This window comes from Pedobacter sp. MR2016-24 (genome assembly GCF_026239655.1).
Classification (GTDB): Bacteria; Bacteroidota; Bacteroidia; order Sphingobacteriales; family Sphingobacteriaceae; genus Pedobacter.
Map to the genome: position 1 here is coordinate 109,298 of NZ_JAPIVO010000003.1, position 20,184 is coordinate 129,481.

The window sequence follows — 20,184 nt, forward strand, 5'->3', positions numbered from 1 at the left end:
GAACAGATGTTTAAAATATTTATACAGAGACCAGTACTCTCTACGGTAATCTCGGTGATTATCGTGATTCTTGGGGTACTGGGACTTACTTCATTGCCAATAGCGCAATATCCTGATATCGCACCACCAACAGTAAACGTATCTGCTTCCTATACAGGAGCAAATGCTGATGTTGTTTTAAAGAGTGTGGTCATCCCGCTGGAAGAGCAGATCAATGGGGTGGAGAACATGACCTACATGACCTCTACTGCAACCAATGATGGTTCGGCGAGTATCAAAATCTTTTTCAAGGTAGGAACCAATCCGGATCTTGCGGCAGTAAATGTGCAGAACAGGGTTTCGCGGGCGACCAGCCTCCTGCCTGCTGAGGTAACTCAGGCTGGGGTAACGGTAACGAAAAGTCAGAGTAGTAACTTATTGATTTTCTCGCTTTACAGTGATGATAAGGCTTATGACCAGACTTTCCTGCAAAACTACGCGAAAATTAACCTGGTTCCGCAGATTCAAAGGGTAACAGGCGTGGGAGACGCTACGGTATTTGGTTCCAAAGATTATTCGATGCGCATCTGGCTAAAACCGGAAATGATGCAGCAGTACAGTTTAATACCGAGTGATATCTCCGCAGCTTTAGCGGAACAGAATATTGAAGCAGCTCCGGGCAAATTTGGTGAAAATGGCGACCAGGCATTTCAGTATGTAATCAAATATAAAGGAAGGCTGACTACGGCTACACAGTTTGAGAACATCATCGTCAAAGCAGTTGGGAATGGTCAGCTGTTACGCTTAAAGGATGTGGCTAAAGTAGAACTGGGTTCATTAAGTTACTCTTCAACCATCAGTACCAATGGTAAGGAATCCGTGGGTATGGCGGTAAGTCAGACACCAGGTTCCAATGCCAGGGATGTGATCAATGATTCGAAAAAAATTATTGAAGAAGCTGCGAAAAGCTTCCCGGTAGGTGTAAAATATACCACGCTGGTAGATGTGAACGAGAACCTGGATGCTTCTATCGATAAAGTAATCCATACTTTAATAGAGGCCTTTATACTGGTATTTATTGTGGTGTTCATCTTCCTGCAGGATTTCAGGTCAACGCTGGTTCCGGCTATTGCTGTGCCGGTAGCGATTGTAGGTACTTTCTTTTTCCTGAACCTCTTTGGATTTACGATCAATCTCTTAACGCTGTTTGCATTGGTGCTGGCGATTGGTATTGTGGTGGATGATGCGATTGTGGTGGTGGAGGCCGTCCATGCCAAGCTGGATAATGGCTATAAATCTGCTAAAAAGGCAACGATTGATGCAATGGATGAAATCTCCGGAGCAATTATTTCCATCACGCTGGTAATGGCGGCTGTATTTATCCCGGTAACTTTCATCACCGGATCTACGGGGGTATTTTACAAGCAGTTCGGGATTACCCTGGCTGTGGCCATTATCCTTTCTGCGGTTAATGCCTTAACGCTGAGTCCGGCGCTCTGTGCATTGTTATTAAAACCGCATAAGGACGACCATAAACACCAGAGTTTCCTGCAGCGTTTTTATACTGCATTTAACGTATCATTTGATAAGATCACGAATAAATATAAACGTTCGGTAGAGTTTCTTTCCATCAAAAAGTGGATCGTACTGGCTTCAATAGCCATAGCAGGTTTCGCGCTGTTTTATATGATGAAAACCACGCCTTCCGCATTTGTACCGGCAGAAGATCAGGGTTCCATTTTTGCAAACATCAGTTTGCCGCCCTCTGCTTCTATGGAGCGCTCTACGGCGATTGCCAAACAGGTAGACAGCATTGCGCATACCATTCCTGAAGTGCAGAATACCTTACGTATCGTGGGACAAAACTTTACTGCAGGTGCAGGTAGTGCCTACAGTATGGTCATCCTGAAATTGAAAACCTGGGATGACCGTAAAGGGAGTGTGGATGATGTGATCCAGCAGCTTTTTATCAAAACAGCAGGAATTCGCGAAGCGAGTATTTTCTTCATCTCTCCGCCAACCTTACAGGGGTTTGGACAGAGTGGTGGTTTCGAATTCCAGTTGCAGGATAAAGGTGGACATACTACGGATGAGTTTTTTAAAGTAAACACCGCCTTTCTGGCTAAACTGGCAGAGCGTAAGGAAATCCAGTATGGTACGACTTCATTTAACCCGAACTTTCCTCAGTACATGATGGACATCAACCTGGAGAAATGTAAAGATGCGGGAGTAACTGTCAACTCCGTATTGAGTACCATGCAGGGTTATTATGGGGGTTTATATGCTTCCAACTTTAACAAGTTTGGTAAACAATACAGGGTCATGATCCAGGCAGGTCCGGAATACAGGAAAAATCCGGAAGGATTGAACAAGGTATTCGTGAGAAACAGTGCAGGTGCCATGGCGCCGATTACAGAGTTTGTGAAAATGACCAGGGTATTTGGCCCGGAATCTATTTCAAGGTTCAACTTATTCAGCTCGATTGCGATTACGGGTGCACCGAACCCGGGTTTCAGTTCCGGTGATGCAATTAAAGCGATTCAGGAAGTAGCGGCAACATCACTGCCAGCGGGTTATGGTTATGAATTTTCTGGTCTGACGCGGGAAGAATTAGCTTCGGGCAGCGAAACGATCTTCATCTTTATCTTGTGTCTGATCTTCGTTTACTTCCTGCTCAGTGCACAGTATGAAAGTTATATTCTGCCATTTGCAGTATTGCTGTCCTTACCTTTCGGATTGGCAGGAGCCTATTTCTTCTCTATCATCTTTAAACTGAACAGTAATATCTACCTGCAGATCTCACTGATCATGTTAATCGGATTACTGGCAAAAAACGGGATTCTGATTGTGGAATTTGCACTGGACAGAAGAAGAAAGGGAATGCCAGTTGTACAGTCGGCCATTGAGGGTGCTGTAGCACGTTTCAGGCCTATCTTAATGACATCGTTCGCGTTTATCTTCGGTCTCTTACCGCTGATGTTCTCTACCGGTGCAGGTGCCGTGGGTAACAAATCAATTGGTACCGGTGCAGTAGGTGGTATGCTGATCGGTACAATACTGGGTGTATTCATTATTCCGGTATTGTTTGTGATCTTCCAGACGCTGCAGGAAAAAATCAGTGGTCCGGCTAAAGCGAGTTATGATATAGATGATGAGGAAGAGGAAGAAGATGATACTGTGAAAGAAACCAAAAGGATCGAAGGAGCAGAGGAACATAAATTAATTGAACCGCCTAAAGCGTAGCTGATTTTTAAATTTAGAACAGAATAAGATGACCCATAAATATAATAAACAGGTTTTTGCACTGCTGACCGTCGCACTTTTTTTAAGTGCCTGTGGGGTGACAAAAACTTACAGGCGGCCGGAGGAGGTTAAAACTGAGGGACTATACCGTGATCAGGCCTCTGCAGATTCTACGACTATAGCAGATATGCCATGGCAGAGTTTGTTTGCTGATGCAAAACTAAAAGCATTAATTCAGCGTGGGATAGACCAGAATGTAGATCTGAAGAACGCGATACAGAATATTATACAGTCGCAAGCCACCCTGCGTCAGTCAAAACTGGCCTATCTGCCTACACTGGCAGTGGAAGCGAATGTAACCCGCAATAAGCAGTCGGAGGCAGGTCTTAACTTCCCGGCAGGAATTAATATCAATACGCTGACCAATACCTACAGACTCGCGCTCAATACTACCTGGGAAGCAGATATCTGGGGTAAGCTGAGCAGTACGAAACGCGCTGCCCTGGCCAGTTACCTGGGGACGGACGCTGCAAAAAGAGCAGTACAAACACAGCTGATTGCAGACATTGCCAACAACTATTATAATCTGCTGGCTTTGGACAAGCAGCTGGCCATCACGCAGGAAACCCTCAAAAACAGGATCGAGAGTGTAGAAACCATGAAGGCGCTGAAAGAAGGTGCTGTGGTTACCGGAGCGGCTGTGGTGCAAAGTGAGGCTAACCGATATGCGGCAGAGGTTTCCATTCCGGACCTCAAACGGGACATTCGTGAAACTGAAAATGCATTGAGCATTTTACTGGGAGAAGCACCAGGGGGCATCGACCGCAGTAGCTTAGCGGATCAGGTTGCTCCGGCAACACTGGCCACAGGTGTTCCCGCGCAACTGTTACAGAACAGGCCTGATGTACAACAGGCAGAGTTTGCCTTCAGGGAATCTTTTGAAAATACGAACCTGGCCAGGACTTATTTTTACCCCAGCCTCACATTGACGGCAAGTGGTGGTTTCTCCAATCTGGAGCTGAAGGACTTTTTTGATCATTCTATTTTTTATTCCCTGGTGGGTGGTTTAACACAGCCCTTATTTAACCAGGGTGTGAACAAAGCGAGGCTCACCACTGCACAATCACAGCAATTACAGGCACTGAATAACTTTCAGCAAAGTTTGCGCGTAGCGGGTCAGGAAGTGTCCAATGCGATGTATGCATACCAGACAGCTGTAGAAAAACAGGAGTCGAGAGCCAAACAAATTGCGGCTTTGGTTAAGGCGGTGGACTATACGCAGGAATTACTGCGTTTCAGTTCTGCAACAAATTATACGGACGTACTGACCTCCGAGCAAAGTCTCCTTGCCGCACAATTGAGTAGCGTGAGTGACAAACTCCAGCAGTTACAGGCGGTGGTCAATCTCTACCGCGCGTTAGGAGGTGGCTGGAAACAGTAAGCTTCTTTATAAGTACTTTTCAAACAGCTGATTCCCGGGTTATTTTAACCAAAGGAATCAGCTGTTTTTTTTATGTGCCAGAATTTTTCTCAATATTTCCCACCATTACTCAATCTGGTCATCACAATCATTATTCCTTCTTTTCTCTGTGCTGTAGTGCCTAATTTTAAAGAGTATAACAGTTAATATTTACCGAATAACGGCAAACACAGGGCCTTTTATTGAAGAATTAACCTCAAACATTTATATAAATACAGCATTGCATGATACATGACTTCAATAGGAAAAGAATCCGGGAAATAATGATAGGAATAACGGGAATTTGTCTCATTTCATCTTGTGTAAGTACAAAAAATGTCACCTATTTTCAGGATTTATCGCCCGCAAAACGCTCAGAACTGGAAACTGTGGCGAAATTTACTGAGCCAATTATCCAGCCTGATGATATTTTGTCGATTACTATTAACACCACAGATCCGCAAAGCACGGCAATAGTTAACCAGCCCAGCACCACGATATTGACCTATGGAACCTTCCGGCAGGATATCACGGGTTTCATAGTGGATAAAAATGGCGAAATCAAAATTACACAGCTGGGAACAGTAAAAGTAGGCGGACTGACCACATTTGAAGCACGTGAGCGAATTACGAAGCTGGCGCGTAAAGAGTTAAAGGATCCTGCGGTATCGGTCAGGTTCGCGAATTTCAAAGTATCTGTACTGGGGGAGGTGAACCGGCCGGGATCATATAATGTATCGAATGAGAAGGTGAATATTCTGGATGTGCTGAGTTTGGCGGGCGACTTAACCATATATGGTAAAAGGGAAAACATCACGGTAATCAGGGAGCTGAATAACAAAAAGGAAATTGGCCGGCTGAACCTGAATACAACTGATATTTTTAATAACCCTTTTTACTATTTGAAGCAGAATGATATCGTGTATGTAGAACCGAATAAAGCTAAGGTCATCTCTGTAAATGCCGGGGCAAGAACAACTGCAGCGGTACTGATATCGGCGATATCAACGATCGTGTTAATATTCACGCGGCTGAACTGATTCACAGTAGCGCTTTTCATTAAACAACACCTAATAGTATGAGTAAAAATAAATATAACCAGGTTATGGATGAGTTTGATGAGGATTTGGGACTTGAAAATCTGCTGAAGAAATTCCGTGCAAAATGGTATTGGTTTTTAATAGCTGTTATTGTCTGCGGAGCGTTCGCATTTTATCTGGCAAATAGTCAGACACCCGTCCATGTCATTCATTCCACCGTACTGATCAATGATCCAAAAAAAGGAGCAGCCTCTTCCGATGTGCAGAAGCTGGGAGAATTGAGTACCAGCTCGGGCACAGCGGTGGAGACAGAGGCCGAAGTACTCCGCACGCGTTACCTCATGGAACAGGTAGTAAAGGAGATGAAATTAAATATTACCTATTATGTGAAAGACCTGCTACGGGATAAACAACTTTATTCAGCACCTTTTGTGGTAGATCTTGTACAGCCGGCAGATACGATTTACCCGACTACTTTTGAACTGAACTTTCTGCCAAAGGGTAAAATTGAGCTGACTAGCGAAAATCTTCATATCATGACTTTCTACAGCAAACCGATTAAAATTCAGGGCGTAGGGGTCATACAGATTCTGAAGACAGAAAAAGGGCCGGATTTAAATGCGGATTACCGTTTCGACATCACCTCGATTGACCAGAAAGTAGAGGCGCTCGTTGCGGGCATGACTGTACTGGTGCCCAATAAAACTGCTGCAATTATAGATATCACCTTTAATTATCCCGTACCTAAACTGGGCGAAGATATTCTGTCCAACCTGATTCATACCTATGTGCAGACGAACCTGGACAACAGGAACAGGCTTGCGGATAGTTCTTATGCCTTTATTCAAAACAGGCTGAGTTACCTGGGCGGGGAACTGGGCGACCTGGAAGAAAATATCCAGGGTTTCAAACAGCAAAATCAGATTACAGAAATGTCCGAACAATCCAGTCTGCTCATTGCAAATAATTCCCAGTTAGTGAATGAACTGGCAAAGGTGGAAACACAACTGAGTGTGGTCACAAGCCTGCGGCAGTATATGCAAAGGCAGGTGAGTGGCAGCAGCATTATCCCGAGTACGATAATGGTATCTGATCCGCTGTTTAATACCCTGGTGGAAAAATACAACTCACTGTTACTGGAACGTGACAGGCGACTCATCAGCGCAACCGAGACGAGTACAGTTGTGGTTAACCTCAATAAACAGATTGTGGATGCCAGAAACAATATGCTGGCCAGTTTAAACAGCAGTATCAACTCTTTACAGATCACCAGAAATAACCTTTCCGGCCGGATAAAAAGTGCCGAAAGTCAGGTGCAAAACGTACCCGCAAAAGAGCGTAACTACCTTGATCTGGCCAGGCAGCAAAAAATTAAAGAGGAGCTGTTTATATACTTAATGCAAAAAGGAGAGGAGACGGCCATTTCAAAAACTTACAATACACCGAATTCCAGCAATGTAGATCCGCCAAAGGCAGAAATTTCACCCATTTCACCTAAAAAACCGGTATACTATCTGACAGGTGTATTACTTGGCTTACTGATTCCTGCAGGCGTGATTTACGGAAAGTTTTTAATGAATACGAGGATCGACTCCAGGGAAGATATTAGTAAAAGGACCCATGTATCCGTTATCGGAGAGATTGGACACAATACCAATAGCGGTAACCTGGTGGTAGTCAATAAATCGCGCTCCCCGGTTGCGGAGCAGTTCAGGGCACTCAGGACTACCCTGAGTTTCCTGATCAAACAGCCAGAAGATAAAACGATTTTGGTTACCTCCGGGATGCCTGGTGAGGGAAAGTCCTTTACCACTGTAAACCTGGGGAATGTACTGGCAATAACGGGTAAAAAAGTAGTGCTGGTGGAACTGGACCTTCGGAAACCTAACCTTTCAGAAAAACTGGGCTTGTCGCCCGACTTTGGTTTTACCAATTATGTGGCCGATCCGGATTTGAAGACCACCGATATTCTGCAGCGACTCTCTATTAATGAAAATCTGTACCTGGTGAGTGCGGGTATCCTGCCGCCAAATCCTGCAGAAACATTGATGAGCCACCGTACCTCAGCATTCTTAGGAGAGCTGCGCAGCATCTTTGATTATATCATTATCGATGTACCGCCCATAGGTGTAGTCACCGATGCAGAATTACTGACTGCATTCACCGATCTCTGTATTTACGTGGTCAGGCAAAACCATACCAGGAAATCGGAAATCGCCATCGTTGAGAAGATGCACAGAAATAAACGGATGAAAAAATTGGGAATCCTGGTCAACGACATCAAGACCACCGCAGGAAGTGGTTACCACACGGGTTACTCTCAAAATTATGGCACATATGGTAAATAAAGGATAAAATTATGAGCACATTACCTTATTTTTCAGTGATTATTCCGGTACATAATAAGCTTCCCCATCTGGAACGCTCTATTCACTCCGTACTGCAGCAGACTTATCCGAATTTTGAAGTGATCCTGATTGATGACGCCTCTACAGACGGATCATCGGAAAAGTTAATGGAATTCAGCCATCCGAAGCTCAGCTTGTATCACCGCAGCGTACCGGGGCCTGGTGGTTATGCAGCCAGAAATCTGGGTATCGGAAAGGCAAAATATGAATGGGTTGCCTTTTTGGATGCGGATGATGAATGGAAGCCTGAATTGCTGCAGACCGTTCACGATACCATCATGGCCCATCAGGAACAGGAGCTGGAATGTGTTACCTGGGGATGGTACAGTATAGATGCCAGCAGTAAAATCCTGGATACTACCTCCAGGAAAAATTACCAGGATAGCTTTCGCCATTTCTCTATACTTGATTTCTTTAATCACCAGCACATTTTGTGGACAGGTGCCGTGACTTTTAAAAAGGACCTGATAGTGCGTGCCGGTCTTTTCCCTGAATCGGGTTTTAGGCGTGGGGGCGACGTGGATACCTGGATCAGGTGTTTATGGTACAGCAAAGGAAATATCTGGATCAACAAGGTTTTGTCCTGTTATTACCTGGATGCCGTGAACATGGTCACCAGACAGGTGCAGAGAGATACCACGTTTCTGTTTACACCTTTTGTCAAAGGATTAATTCAGTACTCGGGTGATCAGCAACTGATCGCTGCCATCAGAAGGTTCCAGAACAGGCGCATTTACAGTATTATCCGTGGTCAGTTCATAGACCGGCATAAGCCCGATTATGCGCTGATCAGGAAAATGAACTATTCAAACGGTTACTTTTTATTGCTGGGCAAACTGGTCTATAACAGGTTAAAATATTCATCGAGAGACATCCTCAGTTCTTTCTCAAAAAACAGGGCGGAGGGCTAAATTGTATATATGAAACTCGCGTTTTTCTACAGGCAATTGAACCAGGGAGGCATTCAGAGAGTGATCGTGAATTGTGCGAATTACTTTGCTGAGCAGGGCCACGACGTGTCACTTATCCTGATGAAAAGGGAAGGCGAATACCATGAGCTATTGCATCCTGCAGTGAAGGTGATCTATTTCGAATCGCTGAGTAAGATCAGTTTATACCGTTCCTTAAAGACTATACTGACAAAGGAAAAGTTTGAACTGCTTTTTAGTGCGACGCCAGATCTGAATACGCTGACGCTGCTGTACAAAATATTTTCCCGTACAAAAACAAAAATCGTCATTTCGGAACATAACAATACAATCGTGTTTTTTAAGCACATGAAGTTTAGCTTATCCAAGCTTTCCTTTTTATCCATTCCGATTCTTTACCGCTATGCTGATGCAATTGTAGCCGTTTCGAAAGGACTGGGCGATAAGCTGAGGAAAGTTGCTTTGCTCCCTGAGCATAAAATAACCGTCATCTTTAATCCTGCTTATTCCAATTTGCTGGAGGAGCAGCTGTCGGTATCAGTGAAGCATGAATGGTTGGGGCCGCAGGCCATCCCACTGATCATCAGTGCAGGCAGGTTAACTGAAGCCAAGAACCATCAGCTGCTGATTGAGGCCATGCACCTGCTCTCCAAAAAGAGAACGGCGCGATTGCTGATTATTGGCGAAGGCCATTTGCGGCAGGATTTACAGCAACAGATTGACCGCCTGGGTTTATCGCATGTGATTCAGCTGCCCGGTTTTAAGCTGAATCCTGTATCCTGGATGAAGGAGGCAGATCTCTTTGTGCTTTCTTCGGATTATGAAGGTTTCGGCGTCGTACTGGTGGAAGCCCTGGCTGCCGGTGCAACGGTAGTGTCCACCGATTGCGATTACGGCCCTGCAGAAATACTGGAAGACACTTATGGTTATCTCGTTCCTGTGGGTGATACTGCCGCACTAGCTGAGAGGATGGAATTTGCTCTTGATCATCCTATCCCAAAAGGCACACTGGTAGCCAGGGCCAAAGAGTTCAGTACCGAAAATATCATGCGGAAATACAATCAATTGTTCACTGACTTAATTGAAAAATAATGGATCTGCTCATCATCACCCCTTTTAAAAACGAACAGGATTCCATTCTAAGGACCATGGAATCTATTGTCATGCAAAGTTATCATCCTGTGAAATGGCTGATGATGGATGATGGCTCTGATGATCTTTCCCCGAAACTGGTGAAGCAATATCAAAAGCGTTATCATTTTATACATTACCACCGTAGGAAGAGCAATACCGGAGCTAGGGCAACGGGAAATAACATTGTAGACCTCTTTAATGAAGGACTGCAGCTGGCTGTAAAACTAAAGATCAAATGGGATATCGTAGCGAAACTGGATGCCGACCTGGTGATCCAGCGGAGCGATTACCTCGAGTTTTTGATGGATAAGTTTGCAAGGTACCCAACATTGGGTATCGCCAGCGGAGTCACCTTCATCCTGGACAAAGGAAAAAAAGTGATTGAATCGAACCATCGCTGGCATACGCAGGGGCCGAACAAGTTCTACAGGAAGGCCTGTCTGGAAGAGATCGGGGGACTCAAACCTTTCAAAGGGTGGGATGGAATTGATGATATACTGGCACGTGCCAAAAACTACATCACAGAGAAGTTTTTCGAACAGGAAATCCTGCATCTCTATCCAACGCAGACCAGATCGGCCGAGGGAGGGATAAAAAAGGGATTGAAGCGGGAAGCTTTTGGTTACAGGAATATGGGTTATCCTTTTTACATGTACCTGCTGAAGTCCCTCAAGCTCACTAAAAACCGGGGGCCTTATCATGGCTTGCTTTATTTATACTACGGTTTAAAGGCGAGCCTGTTTCAGCCGAAAATGGTGAGCAGGGAAGAGGCGGGGATAGTACGGTCCTTTATGCGGAAGAGATGGAAAAATGATTTTTTATACACTAATGATCTCATATGAAAGTCATCGCTATTGCATCTGTCGGCGGCCATTGGGTCCAGTTGTTACGCCTCTTACCTGCATTTGAGGGAATGGAAGTTGTATTTGTGTCTACGGTAAAAAGTCTGTCCACCACCGTATCCGGAAATAAGTTTTATTATATACCCGACGCAAGCAGGTGGAATAAGCTAAAACTGCTGCAGACCTTTTTTAAGGCACTGAAGATTGTACAAAAGGAGAAGCCGAACGTCATCATCACTACTGGTGCCGCTCCGGGGCTGCTGACATTAATAGCCGGCAAAATTTTAGGCAGCAAAACGATCTGGATAGACAGTGTGGCCAATGCCGAGAAATTATCATTGAGCGGCAGGATTGCATTGAGAATTGCCGATAAAACATATACACAGTGGCCGGATTTAGCCGGTCATAGAATTATTTACGCTGGAAATATATTATCATGATTTTTGTAACCACAGGTACACAGGCCCCCTTTAACAGACTGGTTAAAGCAATGGATGATATCGCTGATGAGTTAGGCGGTGAGGAGATTATCGTGCAGGCAGCTGGCGTTGATTTCAAAACCAGGAACCTCAGGATTGTCACTTTTTTACATCCTGCAGCATACAATGAGATTTTTACCGCAGCCAGGCTCATCGTCAGTCACGCTGGTATGGGATCAATCGTCTCGGCACTCACTTATGGCAAACCCATTATTGTCATTCCCCGTGTGGCCAGCCTTGGTGAACACCGGAATGACCACCAGATAGACGGCGCCAGAAAAATGGAAATGCTGGGTTATGTGCCGGTTGCCTATAACGAGCGGGAACTGAAGGAGAAGGTTCTGGCTTTTGTACAACAAAAGGACAAAGGTACAGCCGCCTCTATTGGCCGTCATGCGTCAGGCTCCTTAACAGATTCCATACGCGGATTTATTTTAAACACTTAAAGAGGAGCATTTGTGGAGCATCATGGCAGGAGTATTAAATCCGTATTTTTCAAAGATACCTTCATTATCAGCCTCATCAGTCTTGGCCTGATTTCCTTTGCCTTCCTGATGAAAAGGCATCAGGCAGAGTTTACGAATTATATCCTGGAGGCTTTACTGATGGTTTATGCTGTCGCTGCTTATTTATGGACCAGGAATAAGTCCCTCTCTGTGGTCGTGGCCATGCGGCTCACGCTGTTTATCTATATCGTTTTTTCCTGGTTGTATGCGGTGAATTATAAAGGGGCGAATGCGCTCGACTTTCTGCAGATCTATAAATCGTTTCTCTATCTCTTCTTTCTGACCTTCCTGGTAAACAAAAAACTGATGTCTTTCAGCGGTGTAAATAATTTCAGCTTACTGTTATACCTGATTTTCTTTTTCAAATACCTGCTCATGATCGGTTTGGGACTGGACCTGCGTCCTGTCATTTACATGGAAAATAATTTTGAGCTGATGTTTTTATATGCTTTGTACCTGATCCGTTATACGGTTACCAAAGAAAAATATCTGCATTTGCTGATACTGCTGGGGATCATCACCGTCATTTCCCTTTCCCGGTCTTCCTTGTTGATGTACAGTGTGCTCGTACTGTTTGTGATCTACGATTCATTTAAAAAAGTGCGTGTATTCCTGATCCCGGGTGCAATCGCAGTATTAGGAATCGTGGCTTATTATATTTTCACCGCCCGTGCAGGAAGTCTGGAAGAAATAGACAGGTACAGGTTTATGCTGATCTGGTGGACCAATGTGGATGACTGGAACCTGCTGCAGTGGCTGGTCGGCGCCGAACGGATCACCCCGCTCAATGGCTATTCCTGTGGCATGATGAATTATTTCAAAAACCTGTTCAGCTATGCGGGAGACGGCACCTGTTATTCTGTAATTCTCCATTCCTTTATTTTCAGGGTCTTATATGACCATGGCGTATTAGGATTTCTTTTTATCATTACCGCAACTTACCAGCTGCTGATCAGAAGTAAAGTAAGGAAAGACATTACGCTTGTCTTTATTGCCATTGTACTGATCAACGGGCTTTCCGTATCCTCCTTCAACAATCTCTTTTTCGCTATCAGTATGGTATTTCTTATGACTACCAACCTTGTTTTCCATAATCGTCCATTCCGCTCTAAATTAAATCCCTATCCAGATGAAAACCAGCCCAAACTATAATTTTTTCAGCTATTATCGGTTTTTTTATAAAACGCTCGGCTTCCGGTTGCTGTTAGATATCATGCAAAGCATCCTTGTTAGTTTTTTTGACGGCGTTGGTCTAGCCATGTTTATCCCGCTCTTACAGGCAATGGGAGATAGCAATGCCAATCATTCCAGGGAAGCGATGGGCAAATTGCATGTCTTTACCGATTTCTTCGCTTACCTGAACATTCCGCTCAATATTTACACTGTTTTAATCGCATTGGCGGTGCTGTTCATCATCAAAGGAGGAATGAAATTTATTCAGCTCAACTCTCAGGCGAGTTTAAAACAGGGATTTATCAAAAAAATAAGGTATACACTGACGGACGAGCTGCAGCATTTAAGTTATACAGGTTTTTTGAAACAGGATGCCGGGAGGATTCAGAACATTGTGACCGCCGAAGTTCAGAAACTGAGTCAGGCTTTAACCCATTACCTCAATTCCGTTAGCGGCGTGGCCATGCTGCTGACCTATGTGGCCATGGCTTTTCTGGCCAACTGGCAGTTCGCATTCCTGGTTGCAGTAGGTTCCGTATTGTCCAACCTGATCTTTGGCGGTATCGTCAAAGCCGTAAAAGCATCATCCATAAAGATCTCCGATAAAGGAGATATCTTCAATTCGCACTTAATAGAGGCTGTACATTACTTTAAATATCTCAAGGCCACCAATCAGTTCCGTGGCTTTTCAAAAAAGATCAGGGAAGTGATCGAGGAAACCGAATTCCTGAACAGGAAGATCGGCTATTACCAGGCGATAACCGCCAGCATCCGTGAACCGCTGGTGATGATGATTGTCGTTTTTGTGATTATTGTGCAGATTCGCTGGATGGGTGGAAACCTCGGCTCAATCATCCTGAGTCTGCTCCTGTTTTACAGGGCCTTATCCTTCCTGATGAACTTCCAGAACTCCTGGCAGAATTTCCTGCAATTTGTCGGGGCTATACATTCCGTTAAGGCATTAACTGATGAGTTGGCATTGTGGCAGGAACCGCAGGGCGATCAGCCCTTTACCGGATTTGACTCGTCTATCCAGATCAGGAATCTCTGTTTCAGTTATGGCGGGCAGCAGGTGCTGACGGACATCAGCATGGATATCCCAAAAAATCATACCATCGCCTTAGTCGGGGAAAGTGGTTCAGGAAAAACTACGCTGGCCAATATCATTACGGGAATATTGCCGCTGGGAAAGGGACAAATCCTGGTTGATGGTGTTCCGCTGAATGCGTACAATCTGGACAGTTATAGAAACAGAATAGGTTATATCTCGCAGGAACCGGTCATCTTTAAGGACAATTTGTTTAATAACATCACTTTCTGGGCAGATCAGAATGCAGAGAACCTGGACAAGTTTTGGGAAGTGATAGCCATAGCCTCCCTCACTGATTTCGTGAATTCCCTGCAGGATAAAGAACTGACCAATCTGGGAGATAAGGGGATGCTGATTTCCGGTGGACAAAGGCAGAGGATTTCGATCGCGCGTGAATTGTATAAAGAAGCGGATATTCTGATACTTGATGAGGCGACTTCCGCATTGGATTCAGAGACGGAAGTATTCATTCAGAAGAATATAGAGAAGTTGCAGGGAAATTACACGATGATCATCATTGCGCACCGCTTGTCTACCATCAAAAAAGCGGATAAAATTTATATGCTGGAAGCTGGTCAGCTCAGTTATAGCGGAACCTTTCATGAACTCATGGATCTCTCCGTAAGGTTCAAAAGGATGGTGTCTCTACAACAAATCTGATGTTCAAACAAAAAAAAATGATTTGCTGAGAATTTATGTTTGAATTAACTGCTGGACTGAACATTCTAATTACTTAATGTCAGCTTAACCGGATTACATTCTTATTATGCTGATTAACTCTATTTTATCTCGTTTTAGCAGCTGTTTCATCAGATTTCAACTATCTCTTTAAGGATTAATCCGCTCAAATTAATTATTAATTTCCTTTAGTAAACGGAAACGAATAATTCTTCTGTTGTTTTGCGTTAAATACCTGTTTTGTAGCTGTATACGTATAAATACGTATCATTTTAAACAGATTTGATATAGGTTTGTGGTCAATTAATATTCATTTCTAAAATTTTAGTTGAAAATGCAACATCAAAACCTCAAAAAGAACAAGTTAAAAATTTTCGTTTCTCTCATTTTTCTATTGTTGATTTCAGGTCTCTATCAGTGCAAATCTTCCCTGGAGGATGAGCTCGTTAAAGATGGTGCAGACAGCACGGCAATTACTGCTTCCGGAGATGAGCTGAGTGCAAAAAGCACGGGTAAAAATGCCACCCTGAAATCGGTTTTTTCTTTTCCTTTTGGTGCTGCAGTGGTGGTTGACCGGCTGGAGGATAAACCTTATATCGATATCCTGAAAAAGGATTTCCGCAGTGTAACACCTGAAAGCAGTATGAAGTTTGGCGCACTCCATCCTTCAAAAGATACCTATACCTGGACAAAAGCAGATGGCATTGTTGCCTTTGCGCAGGCCAATGGGATGCGCGTTCATGGTCATACACTTATCTGGGGAAAAGACGGACGCACGCCGGATTGGGTAGTGAATTATAAAGGTAATAAAGATGATTTTCTGAAATTGCTGAAGGAACATATCCAGACGGTTGTCAGACATTTCAAGGGTAAGGTAAATTCCTGGGATGTGGTCAACGAAGCCTTCCAGAATAACGGGAAGTACAAAAGCAATATCTGGTATAAAAAGCTGGGAGAAGAATACCTGTACAAATCCTTCCAGTATGCACAGGAAGCAGATCCCAGGGCACTTTTGTTTTATAACGACTATGGACAGGAATTTGGCGGAGCGAAACTGCAGGCGATCATCAACATGGCTGCTAATTGCAAAAAGAGAGGGATCGCTATGCATGGATTCGGGCTTCAGATGCATACCAATCTCAATTTATCCATAGGCCGATTCTCGGAGAATCTGGTTAAACTGAAGAATACCGGCTTGCTGATCCATCTGTCTGAGCTGGATATCGCAGTGCGGGACGGACAGCCGGAACACTTTGCCCTGTCTGCAAAAATCAATACAGCATTGGCTGCTAAATACAAGGCAATAGTGAAAACATACCTTAGTCTTCCGGCCAAACAGCAGTTCGGTATTACTACCTGGGGAGTGTCTGACAGAAATTCGTTTTATAATAATAATTATCCAAACATTGACCACGATTACCCGTTATTGTTTGATAAAAACTATGCCGCTAAACCCGCATATACAGCTGTAATAGAGGCAGGAAAAGGTATCTGATTAAACTATGATGACATGAAGTATCCGGCATTGATCAGCACTTTATTATGGATTATACTTAGCCTGGATGCCATGGCCATTACCAATAAAAACCCAGTCTGTATGGCTGCCGATACCGGGCTGAAGTACAGACTGGGTTTTCCTGTAGGTGCGGCAATAAAGATCAGGCCATTGCTCAACAATAACCGCTACCGCGCAATCCTGATCCGGGAATTTAACAGCATCACCGCAGAGAATGCGATGAAGTTTAAAGCACTCCATCCCTCAGCAACTATTTTTAACTGGTCGGATGCAGATCAGCTCGTTGATTTTGCAGTAAAACATCAACTCCGTATTCATGGTCATGCGCTGAACTGGCCGAAAAACAATCCGAAATGGGTAATGGAGTTTCAGGGCGATAGTGTAGCCTGGGAACAGCTGCTTCAAAAGCATATACAGACAGTGGTGAGCCATTTCAAGGGAAAAGTGAGCTCATGGGATGTCGTCAATGAAGCATTTAACGACAATGGCACGTTGCGGAAAACCATATGGCTGCAAAAACTGGGGCCGGATTATCTTGCGCGTTGTTTCGTCTATGCACATGAAGCAGATCCTGCTGCTTTATTGTTTTACAATGATTACGGTCAGGAATATAATGGTAAGAAGATGAAAGCGATACTCAAATGGCTGGGCGGGTTACAGCGGGAGCATATACCTATACATGGTCTTGGCTTCCAGTTACATACCTCGCTCCGGATACCCATTCCGGAACTGCAAAAAAGTATCCAGGCAGTTGTCCGAACAGGTTTACTGTTACACTTGTCTGAGCTTGATGTCTCTGTACGCAGTAAAAAAGGGGAGCCGTTATTAACTGCTGCGGCATCGGCCACTCAACAGGCGGCTATTTACCGGCAAATCTTTACCATTTATCAGACGGTGCCGGCGCGACAACGATTTGGTATAACCTTATGGGGAATCGGAGATCAGGACTCTTACCGGAATGCAAAAGACGCGGATGCTGATGCGCCTTTATTATTTGACCATAATTATCAACCTAAACCAGCTTATAAAGCTGTGCAGACATCGGGGCAATGAACTGAGATATCTATATGTCCTGATGTCTATGTTTATATAACAGCCCTGTAGGCTGATTTCCTCAATACGCATGATCATCGCCTTTGATCAGATTGATCATCGTCATATAGATAATTTTAACGTCCAGCATGCCTGTCCAGTTTTCGAGGTAATAAATATCATATCCCACGCGTTTCTCCATGTCTGATTTTTGCCGGGTTTCACCTCTGCATCCATTTACCTGTGCCCAGCCGGTAATGCCGGGTTTCAGAAAATGCCTGACCATGTATTGATCAATGATGGCGGCATATTCCTCTGTATGTTTCAGCATATGCGGTCTCGGACCTACCACACTCATATCACCCAGGAATACATTAAAAAACTGGGGCATTTCATCTAAACTGGTCTTCCGTAAAAATTTTCCGACAGGCGTAATTCTATCATCATCTTTGGTCGCCTGTTTCTGGTGACTGTCTTCATTTACCCGCATACTTCTGAATTTATAACAACAGAAAGGTTCATCATCCCTGCCACTCCGGATTTGTTTGAACAAAACAGGACCTTTACTTTGCAGTTTGATCAGCAAGGCGATAAGCGGATAGAGCCAGCTGAGGATAAAAACAATCACCAGCGCGCTGAAAATGACATCGAAAACCCGTTTCCTGAACCTGTTGCCCAAATCTTCCATGGGATCATGCCGCAAAGTGAGAATAGGAAACTGGTTTGCCAGATAACTCAGTCGGTATGGATACGGAAGCGACCCGCCCAGATCCGGGATAAACTTAAGCCTTACACATTGTTTATCTGCTTCAGCGATCAGGGCCTTTACATTTTTCATGCGCTGCGGAGTGATGGAGACATAGATTTCGTTGACACCGGATGCTACCGCTTCTGCCAGCTTGCGGCAGAAAACATCATGTGCAATACCCTCATTTTCACTGTAAATGTTATCCTCATCTCCCACAAAACCATGAAAATCGAGTGTATTCTCATGCTGCAGATACAGGGACAGGTTCATTGCCGTCTCATTAGAACCCATTACGGCTACTTTTTTGGTGACATTAAATCTTTTGAATAAAAGATACTGGAAAGATGTTCCGACAAAACGGTTCAAAACAAATGCACAGGCGAGCAAGCCATAAAAAACGAGGAGAAAGGTTCTGGAAAAACCAATATCCCGCGAAAAGAGGAGGTAAAAAGTGAAGAGCATAAAATGCAGGATAACACTCCTCCAGGTCGCCCGGTAAATTGTCTCCAGTCGCCTCGTACCCTGGTCGCTGTACAATTGACACAATACTGTACAAAGGAGCCATAACAGATTACAGACGACAAGGTAACGTTCGTTGATTTCATGTGACACTGATTTACCCAGGTCTGACGTCAGGTAAAAAGCTGTATAATAAACAATGTTGACCATGGTAATATCAATTACCGGCAAGGTATTTCTGAGCAAATAGATATAACGTGTTTGAATAGCCATAACTGTAAATTTTTAAGTATATGGTCCGGAAAGGCTGTTAAAAAAATGCTCTCCGATCGAACGATCAGGAGAGCACAGCGGGTTTATTGATTGTTTTTAACAGGTGTAGGATTTTATTGGGTAGGTTGCGGTACCGAAAGTTCTTCCATTGCGGCTGAAGATGCATAAACATTGGCCGTAGGATAGATAAAGGCACCGGGAGCCTTGCATTCATTTCTGGATAGTTGTATTTTCTTTAAGGACCTGAGCACTTTTACAGCTTGTCCAAGCTCATTCACAAAGGACTTCATCTCGAGGCGAAATAAGTATCTTCTGATAATTTTGCTGTGCCATTTGGCGTAATCCAAATAAGCACCAGAGAAACTTTTCCTGATGTTTTTGATCAGAAAAATATACTTCAGCGGTCTCATGAAATCGCTCCGCTGCCGGGCATTCTGTGTAGATCTGTTTTCCCTGTCATGATAGCCCACGTAAGGAGGAGCAATCCCGACTTTGAATTTCCAGGCTTTCGCACGACTGACATAGTCCATATCTTCGAAGTACAACTGGAACAGCGGATCAAAAAGGCCTACTTTAGTGAGACATGCACCGGATATCAGCCAAAATGCTCCGTTCACAAAATCCACATCATATACATCTTTAAGTCTGCCGGTGAAGATATCGGAATTAAGATTATGGCAGTTTTTATGACTGATATAATGTGCGAAATTATGGTCAAATGCAGTCCCGGCACCATTAAGGTGTATCGGACTGATAATACCATATTCAGGGTGCTGCTGATGTACCCTGACCAGACCTTCAATCGTATCAGGTTCTACCCAGGCATCCTGGTTCAGTAAAAACACATAGTCGGCCCCCTCCGCCAAAGCCCTTCTGAGCAAGATGTTATTCGCGCCGGCGAAACCCATATTCACCCTGTTTTCGATCAGATATACATCCGGAAAACGCTGTCGGATCAGCTCAACTGTATGGTCTGCAGATACATTATCAATTATACTGATTTTTACCGGCACACTTGATAACAGCACACTGCTGATACATTTCTCTACCCAGGCTGCTCCGTTATAGGTGGAAATCACTACATGAATATTCATATCAGAAAGCTTTTATGAGCATCGTATACAGCGCTGCCACTTCGCTTACAAGCGGTTTAGCAGCAATGTGAATACGATAGTTAATTGTTGTTTTGATACTAA

15 protein-coding genes are annotated in these 20,184 nt (G+C 44.1%); 13 read left to right on the top strand and 2 right to left on the bottom strand.

Annotated elements, in window-relative coordinates; translation table 11 throughout:
* Positions 1 to 6 precede the first annotated feature (6 nt).
* The 13 genes from OQX62_RS08220 to OQX62_RS08280 all read left to right on the top strand — a co-directional run bounded on the left by OQX62_RS08220 (position 7) and on the right by OQX62_RS08280 (position 17,529).
* A complete protein-coding gene (locus OQX62_RS08220; protein WP_265830987.1) occupies positions 7 to 3,222 on the top strand; it encodes an efflux RND transporter permease subunit in 3,216 nt (1,071 codons plus the stop codon).
* A gap of 28 nt (positions 3,223 to 3,250) precedes the next feature.
* Positions 3,251 to 4,663 carry an efflux transporter outer membrane subunit gene (locus OQX62_RS08225; protein ID WP_265830989.1) on the top strand — a complete coding sequence of 471 codons (1,413 nt, stop codon included), beginning with the start codon at positions 3,251 to 3,253 and terminating at the stop codon, positions 4,661 to 4,663.
* Positions 4,664 to 4,965: 302 nt separating this feature from the next.
* On the top strand, positions 4,966 to 5,721 hold the full coding sequence (locus OQX62_RS08230; RefSeq protein ID WP_265830990.1) for a polysaccharide biosynthesis/export family protein: 756 nt from the start codon (positions 4,966 to 4,968) through the stop codon (positions 5,719 to 5,721).
* A 38-nt stretch (positions 5,722 to 5,759) separates the two neighbouring features.
* Positions 5,760 to 8,069 carry a GumC family protein gene (locus OQX62_RS08235; protein WP_265830991.1) on the top strand — a complete coding sequence of 770 codons (2,310 nt, stop codon included), beginning with the start codon at positions 5,760 to 5,762 and terminating at the stop codon, positions 8,067 to 8,069.
* A gap of 11 nt (positions 8,070 to 8,080) precedes the next feature.
* Complete coding sequence (locus tag OQX62_RS08240) at positions 8,081 to 9,040, top strand: glycosyltransferase family A protein (protein ID WP_265830992.1); 960 nt, start codon at positions 8,081 to 8,083, stop codon at positions 9,038 to 9,040.
* Positions 9,041 to 9,049: 9 nt separating this feature from the next.
* Entirely contained in the window at positions 9,050 to 10,150 is a 1,101-nt protein-coding gene (locus OQX62_RS08245) for a glycosyltransferase (protein WP_265830993.1), read from the top strand.
* Entirely contained in the window at positions 10,150 to 11,034 is an 885-nt protein-coding gene (locus OQX62_RS08250) for a glycosyltransferase family A protein (RefSeq protein ID WP_265830994.1), read from the top strand. Before OQX62_RS08245 ends, OQX62_RS08250 begins: the two co-directional genes overlap by 1 nt.
* A complete protein-coding gene (locus OQX62_RS08255; protein ID WP_265830995.1) occupies positions 11,031 to 11,474 on the top strand; it encodes an oligosaccharide biosynthesis protein Alg14 in 444 nt (147 codons plus the stop codon). Before OQX62_RS08250 ends, OQX62_RS08255 begins: the two co-directional genes overlap by 4 nt.
* Positions 11,471 to 11,959 carry a glycosyltransferase gene (locus OQX62_RS08260; protein ID WP_265830996.1) on the top strand — a complete coding sequence of 163 codons (489 nt, stop codon included), beginning with the start codon at positions 11,471 to 11,473 and terminating at the stop codon, positions 11,957 to 11,959. The genes OQX62_RS08255 and OQX62_RS08260 overlap by 4 nt, the downstream gene beginning before the upstream one ends.
* Before the next feature lie 12 nt (positions 11,960 to 11,971).
* On the top strand, positions 11,972 to 13,171 hold the full coding sequence (locus tag OQX62_RS08265; protein ID WP_265830997.1) for a hypothetical protein: 1,200 nt from the start codon (positions 11,972 to 11,974) through the stop codon (positions 13,169 to 13,171).
* A complete protein-coding gene (locus OQX62_RS08270) occupies positions 13,149 to 14,942 on the top strand; it encodes an ABC transporter ATP-binding protein (RefSeq protein ID WP_265830998.1) in 1,794 nt (597 codons plus the stop codon). The genes OQX62_RS08265 and OQX62_RS08270 overlap by 23 nt, the downstream gene beginning before the upstream one ends.
* Before the next feature lie 352 nt (positions 14,943 to 15,294).
* A complete protein-coding gene (locus OQX62_RS08275) occupies positions 15,295 to 16,455 on the top strand; it encodes an endo-1,4-beta-xylanase (RefSeq protein ID WP_265830999.1) in 1,161 nt (386 codons plus the stop codon).
* Positions 16,456 to 16,470: 15 nt separating this feature from the next.
* Positions 16,471 to 17,529, top strand: coding sequence for an endo-1,4-beta-xylanase (locus OQX62_RS08280; RefSeq protein ID WP_265831000.1), 1,059 nt, complete (start codon positions 16,471 to 16,473; stop codon positions 17,527 to 17,529).
* Positions 17,530 to 17,590: 61 nt separating this feature from the next.
* Here OQX62_RS08280 and OQX62_RS08285 read toward each other — a convergent pair whose 3' ends face one another.
* Both OQX62_RS08285 and OQX62_RS08290 read right to left on the bottom strand, forming a co-directional pair.
* Positions 17,591 to 18,988: an undecaprenyl-phosphate glucose phosphotransferase gene (locus tag OQX62_RS08285; RefSeq protein WP_265831001.1), complete on the bottom strand. Its 1,398-nt coding sequence runs from the start codon at positions 18,986 to 18,988 to the stop codon at positions 17,591 to 17,593.
* 113 nt (positions 18,989 to 19,101) lie between these two features.
* Entirely contained in the window at positions 19,102 to 20,082 is a 981-nt protein-coding gene (locus OQX62_RS08290) for a glycosyltransferase family 2 protein (protein ID WP_265831002.1), read from the bottom strand.
* Positions 20,083 to 20,184: the final 102 nt, after the last annotated feature.

Coding starts and splice junctions, on each gene's coding strand:
- OQX62_RS08260 (WP_265830996.1), top strand. CDS start 11,471: ATGATTTTTGTAACCACAGGTACACAGGCCCCCTTTAACAGACTGGTT.
- OQX62_RS08270 (WP_265830998.1), top strand. CDS start 13,149: ATGAAAACCAGCCCAAACTATAATTTTTTCAGCTATTATCGGTTTTTT.
- OQX62_RS08250 (WP_265830994.1), top strand. CDS start 10,150: ATGGATCTGCTCATCATCACCCCTTTTAAAAACGAACAGGATTCCATT.
- OQX62_RS08255 (WP_265830995.1), top strand. CDS start 11,031: ATGAAAGTCATCGCTATTGCATCTGTCGGCGGCCATTGGGTCCAGTTG.
- OQX62_RS08220 (WP_265830987.1), top strand. CDS start 7: ATGTTTAAAATATTTATACAGAGACCAGTACTCTCTACGGTAATCTCG.
- OQX62_RS08275 (WP_265830999.1), top strand. CDS start 15,295: ATGCAACATCAAAACCTCAAAAAGAACAAGTTAAAAATTTTCGTTTCT.
- OQX62_RS08225 (WP_265830989.1), top strand. CDS start 3,251: ATGACCCATAAATATAATAAACAGGTTTTTGCACTGCTGACCGTCGCA.
- OQX62_RS08285 (WP_265831001.1), bottom strand. CDS start 18,988: ATGGCTATTCAAACACGTTATATCTATTTGCTCAGAAATACCTTGCCG.
- OQX62_RS08240 (WP_265830992.1), top strand. CDS start 8,081: ATGAGCACATTACCTTATTTTTCAGTGATTATTCCGGTACATAATAAG.
- OQX62_RS08245 (WP_265830993.1), top strand. CDS start 9,050: ATGAAACTCGCGTTTTTCTACAGGCAATTGAACCAGGGAGGCATTCAG.
- OQX62_RS08235 (WP_265830991.1), top strand. CDS start 5,760: ATGAGTAAAAATAAATATAACCAGGTTATGGATGAGTTTGATGAGGAT.
- OQX62_RS08290 (WP_265831002.1), bottom strand. CDS start 20,082: ATGAATATTCATGTAGTGATTTCCACCTATAACGGAGCAGCCTGGGTA.
- OQX62_RS08280 (WP_265831000.1), top strand. CDS start 16,471: ATGAAGTATCCGGCATTGATCAGCACTTTATTATGGATTATACTTAGC.
- OQX62_RS08230 (WP_265830990.1), top strand. CDS start 4,966: ATGATAGGAATAACGGGAATTTGTCTCATTTCATCTTGTGTAAGTACA.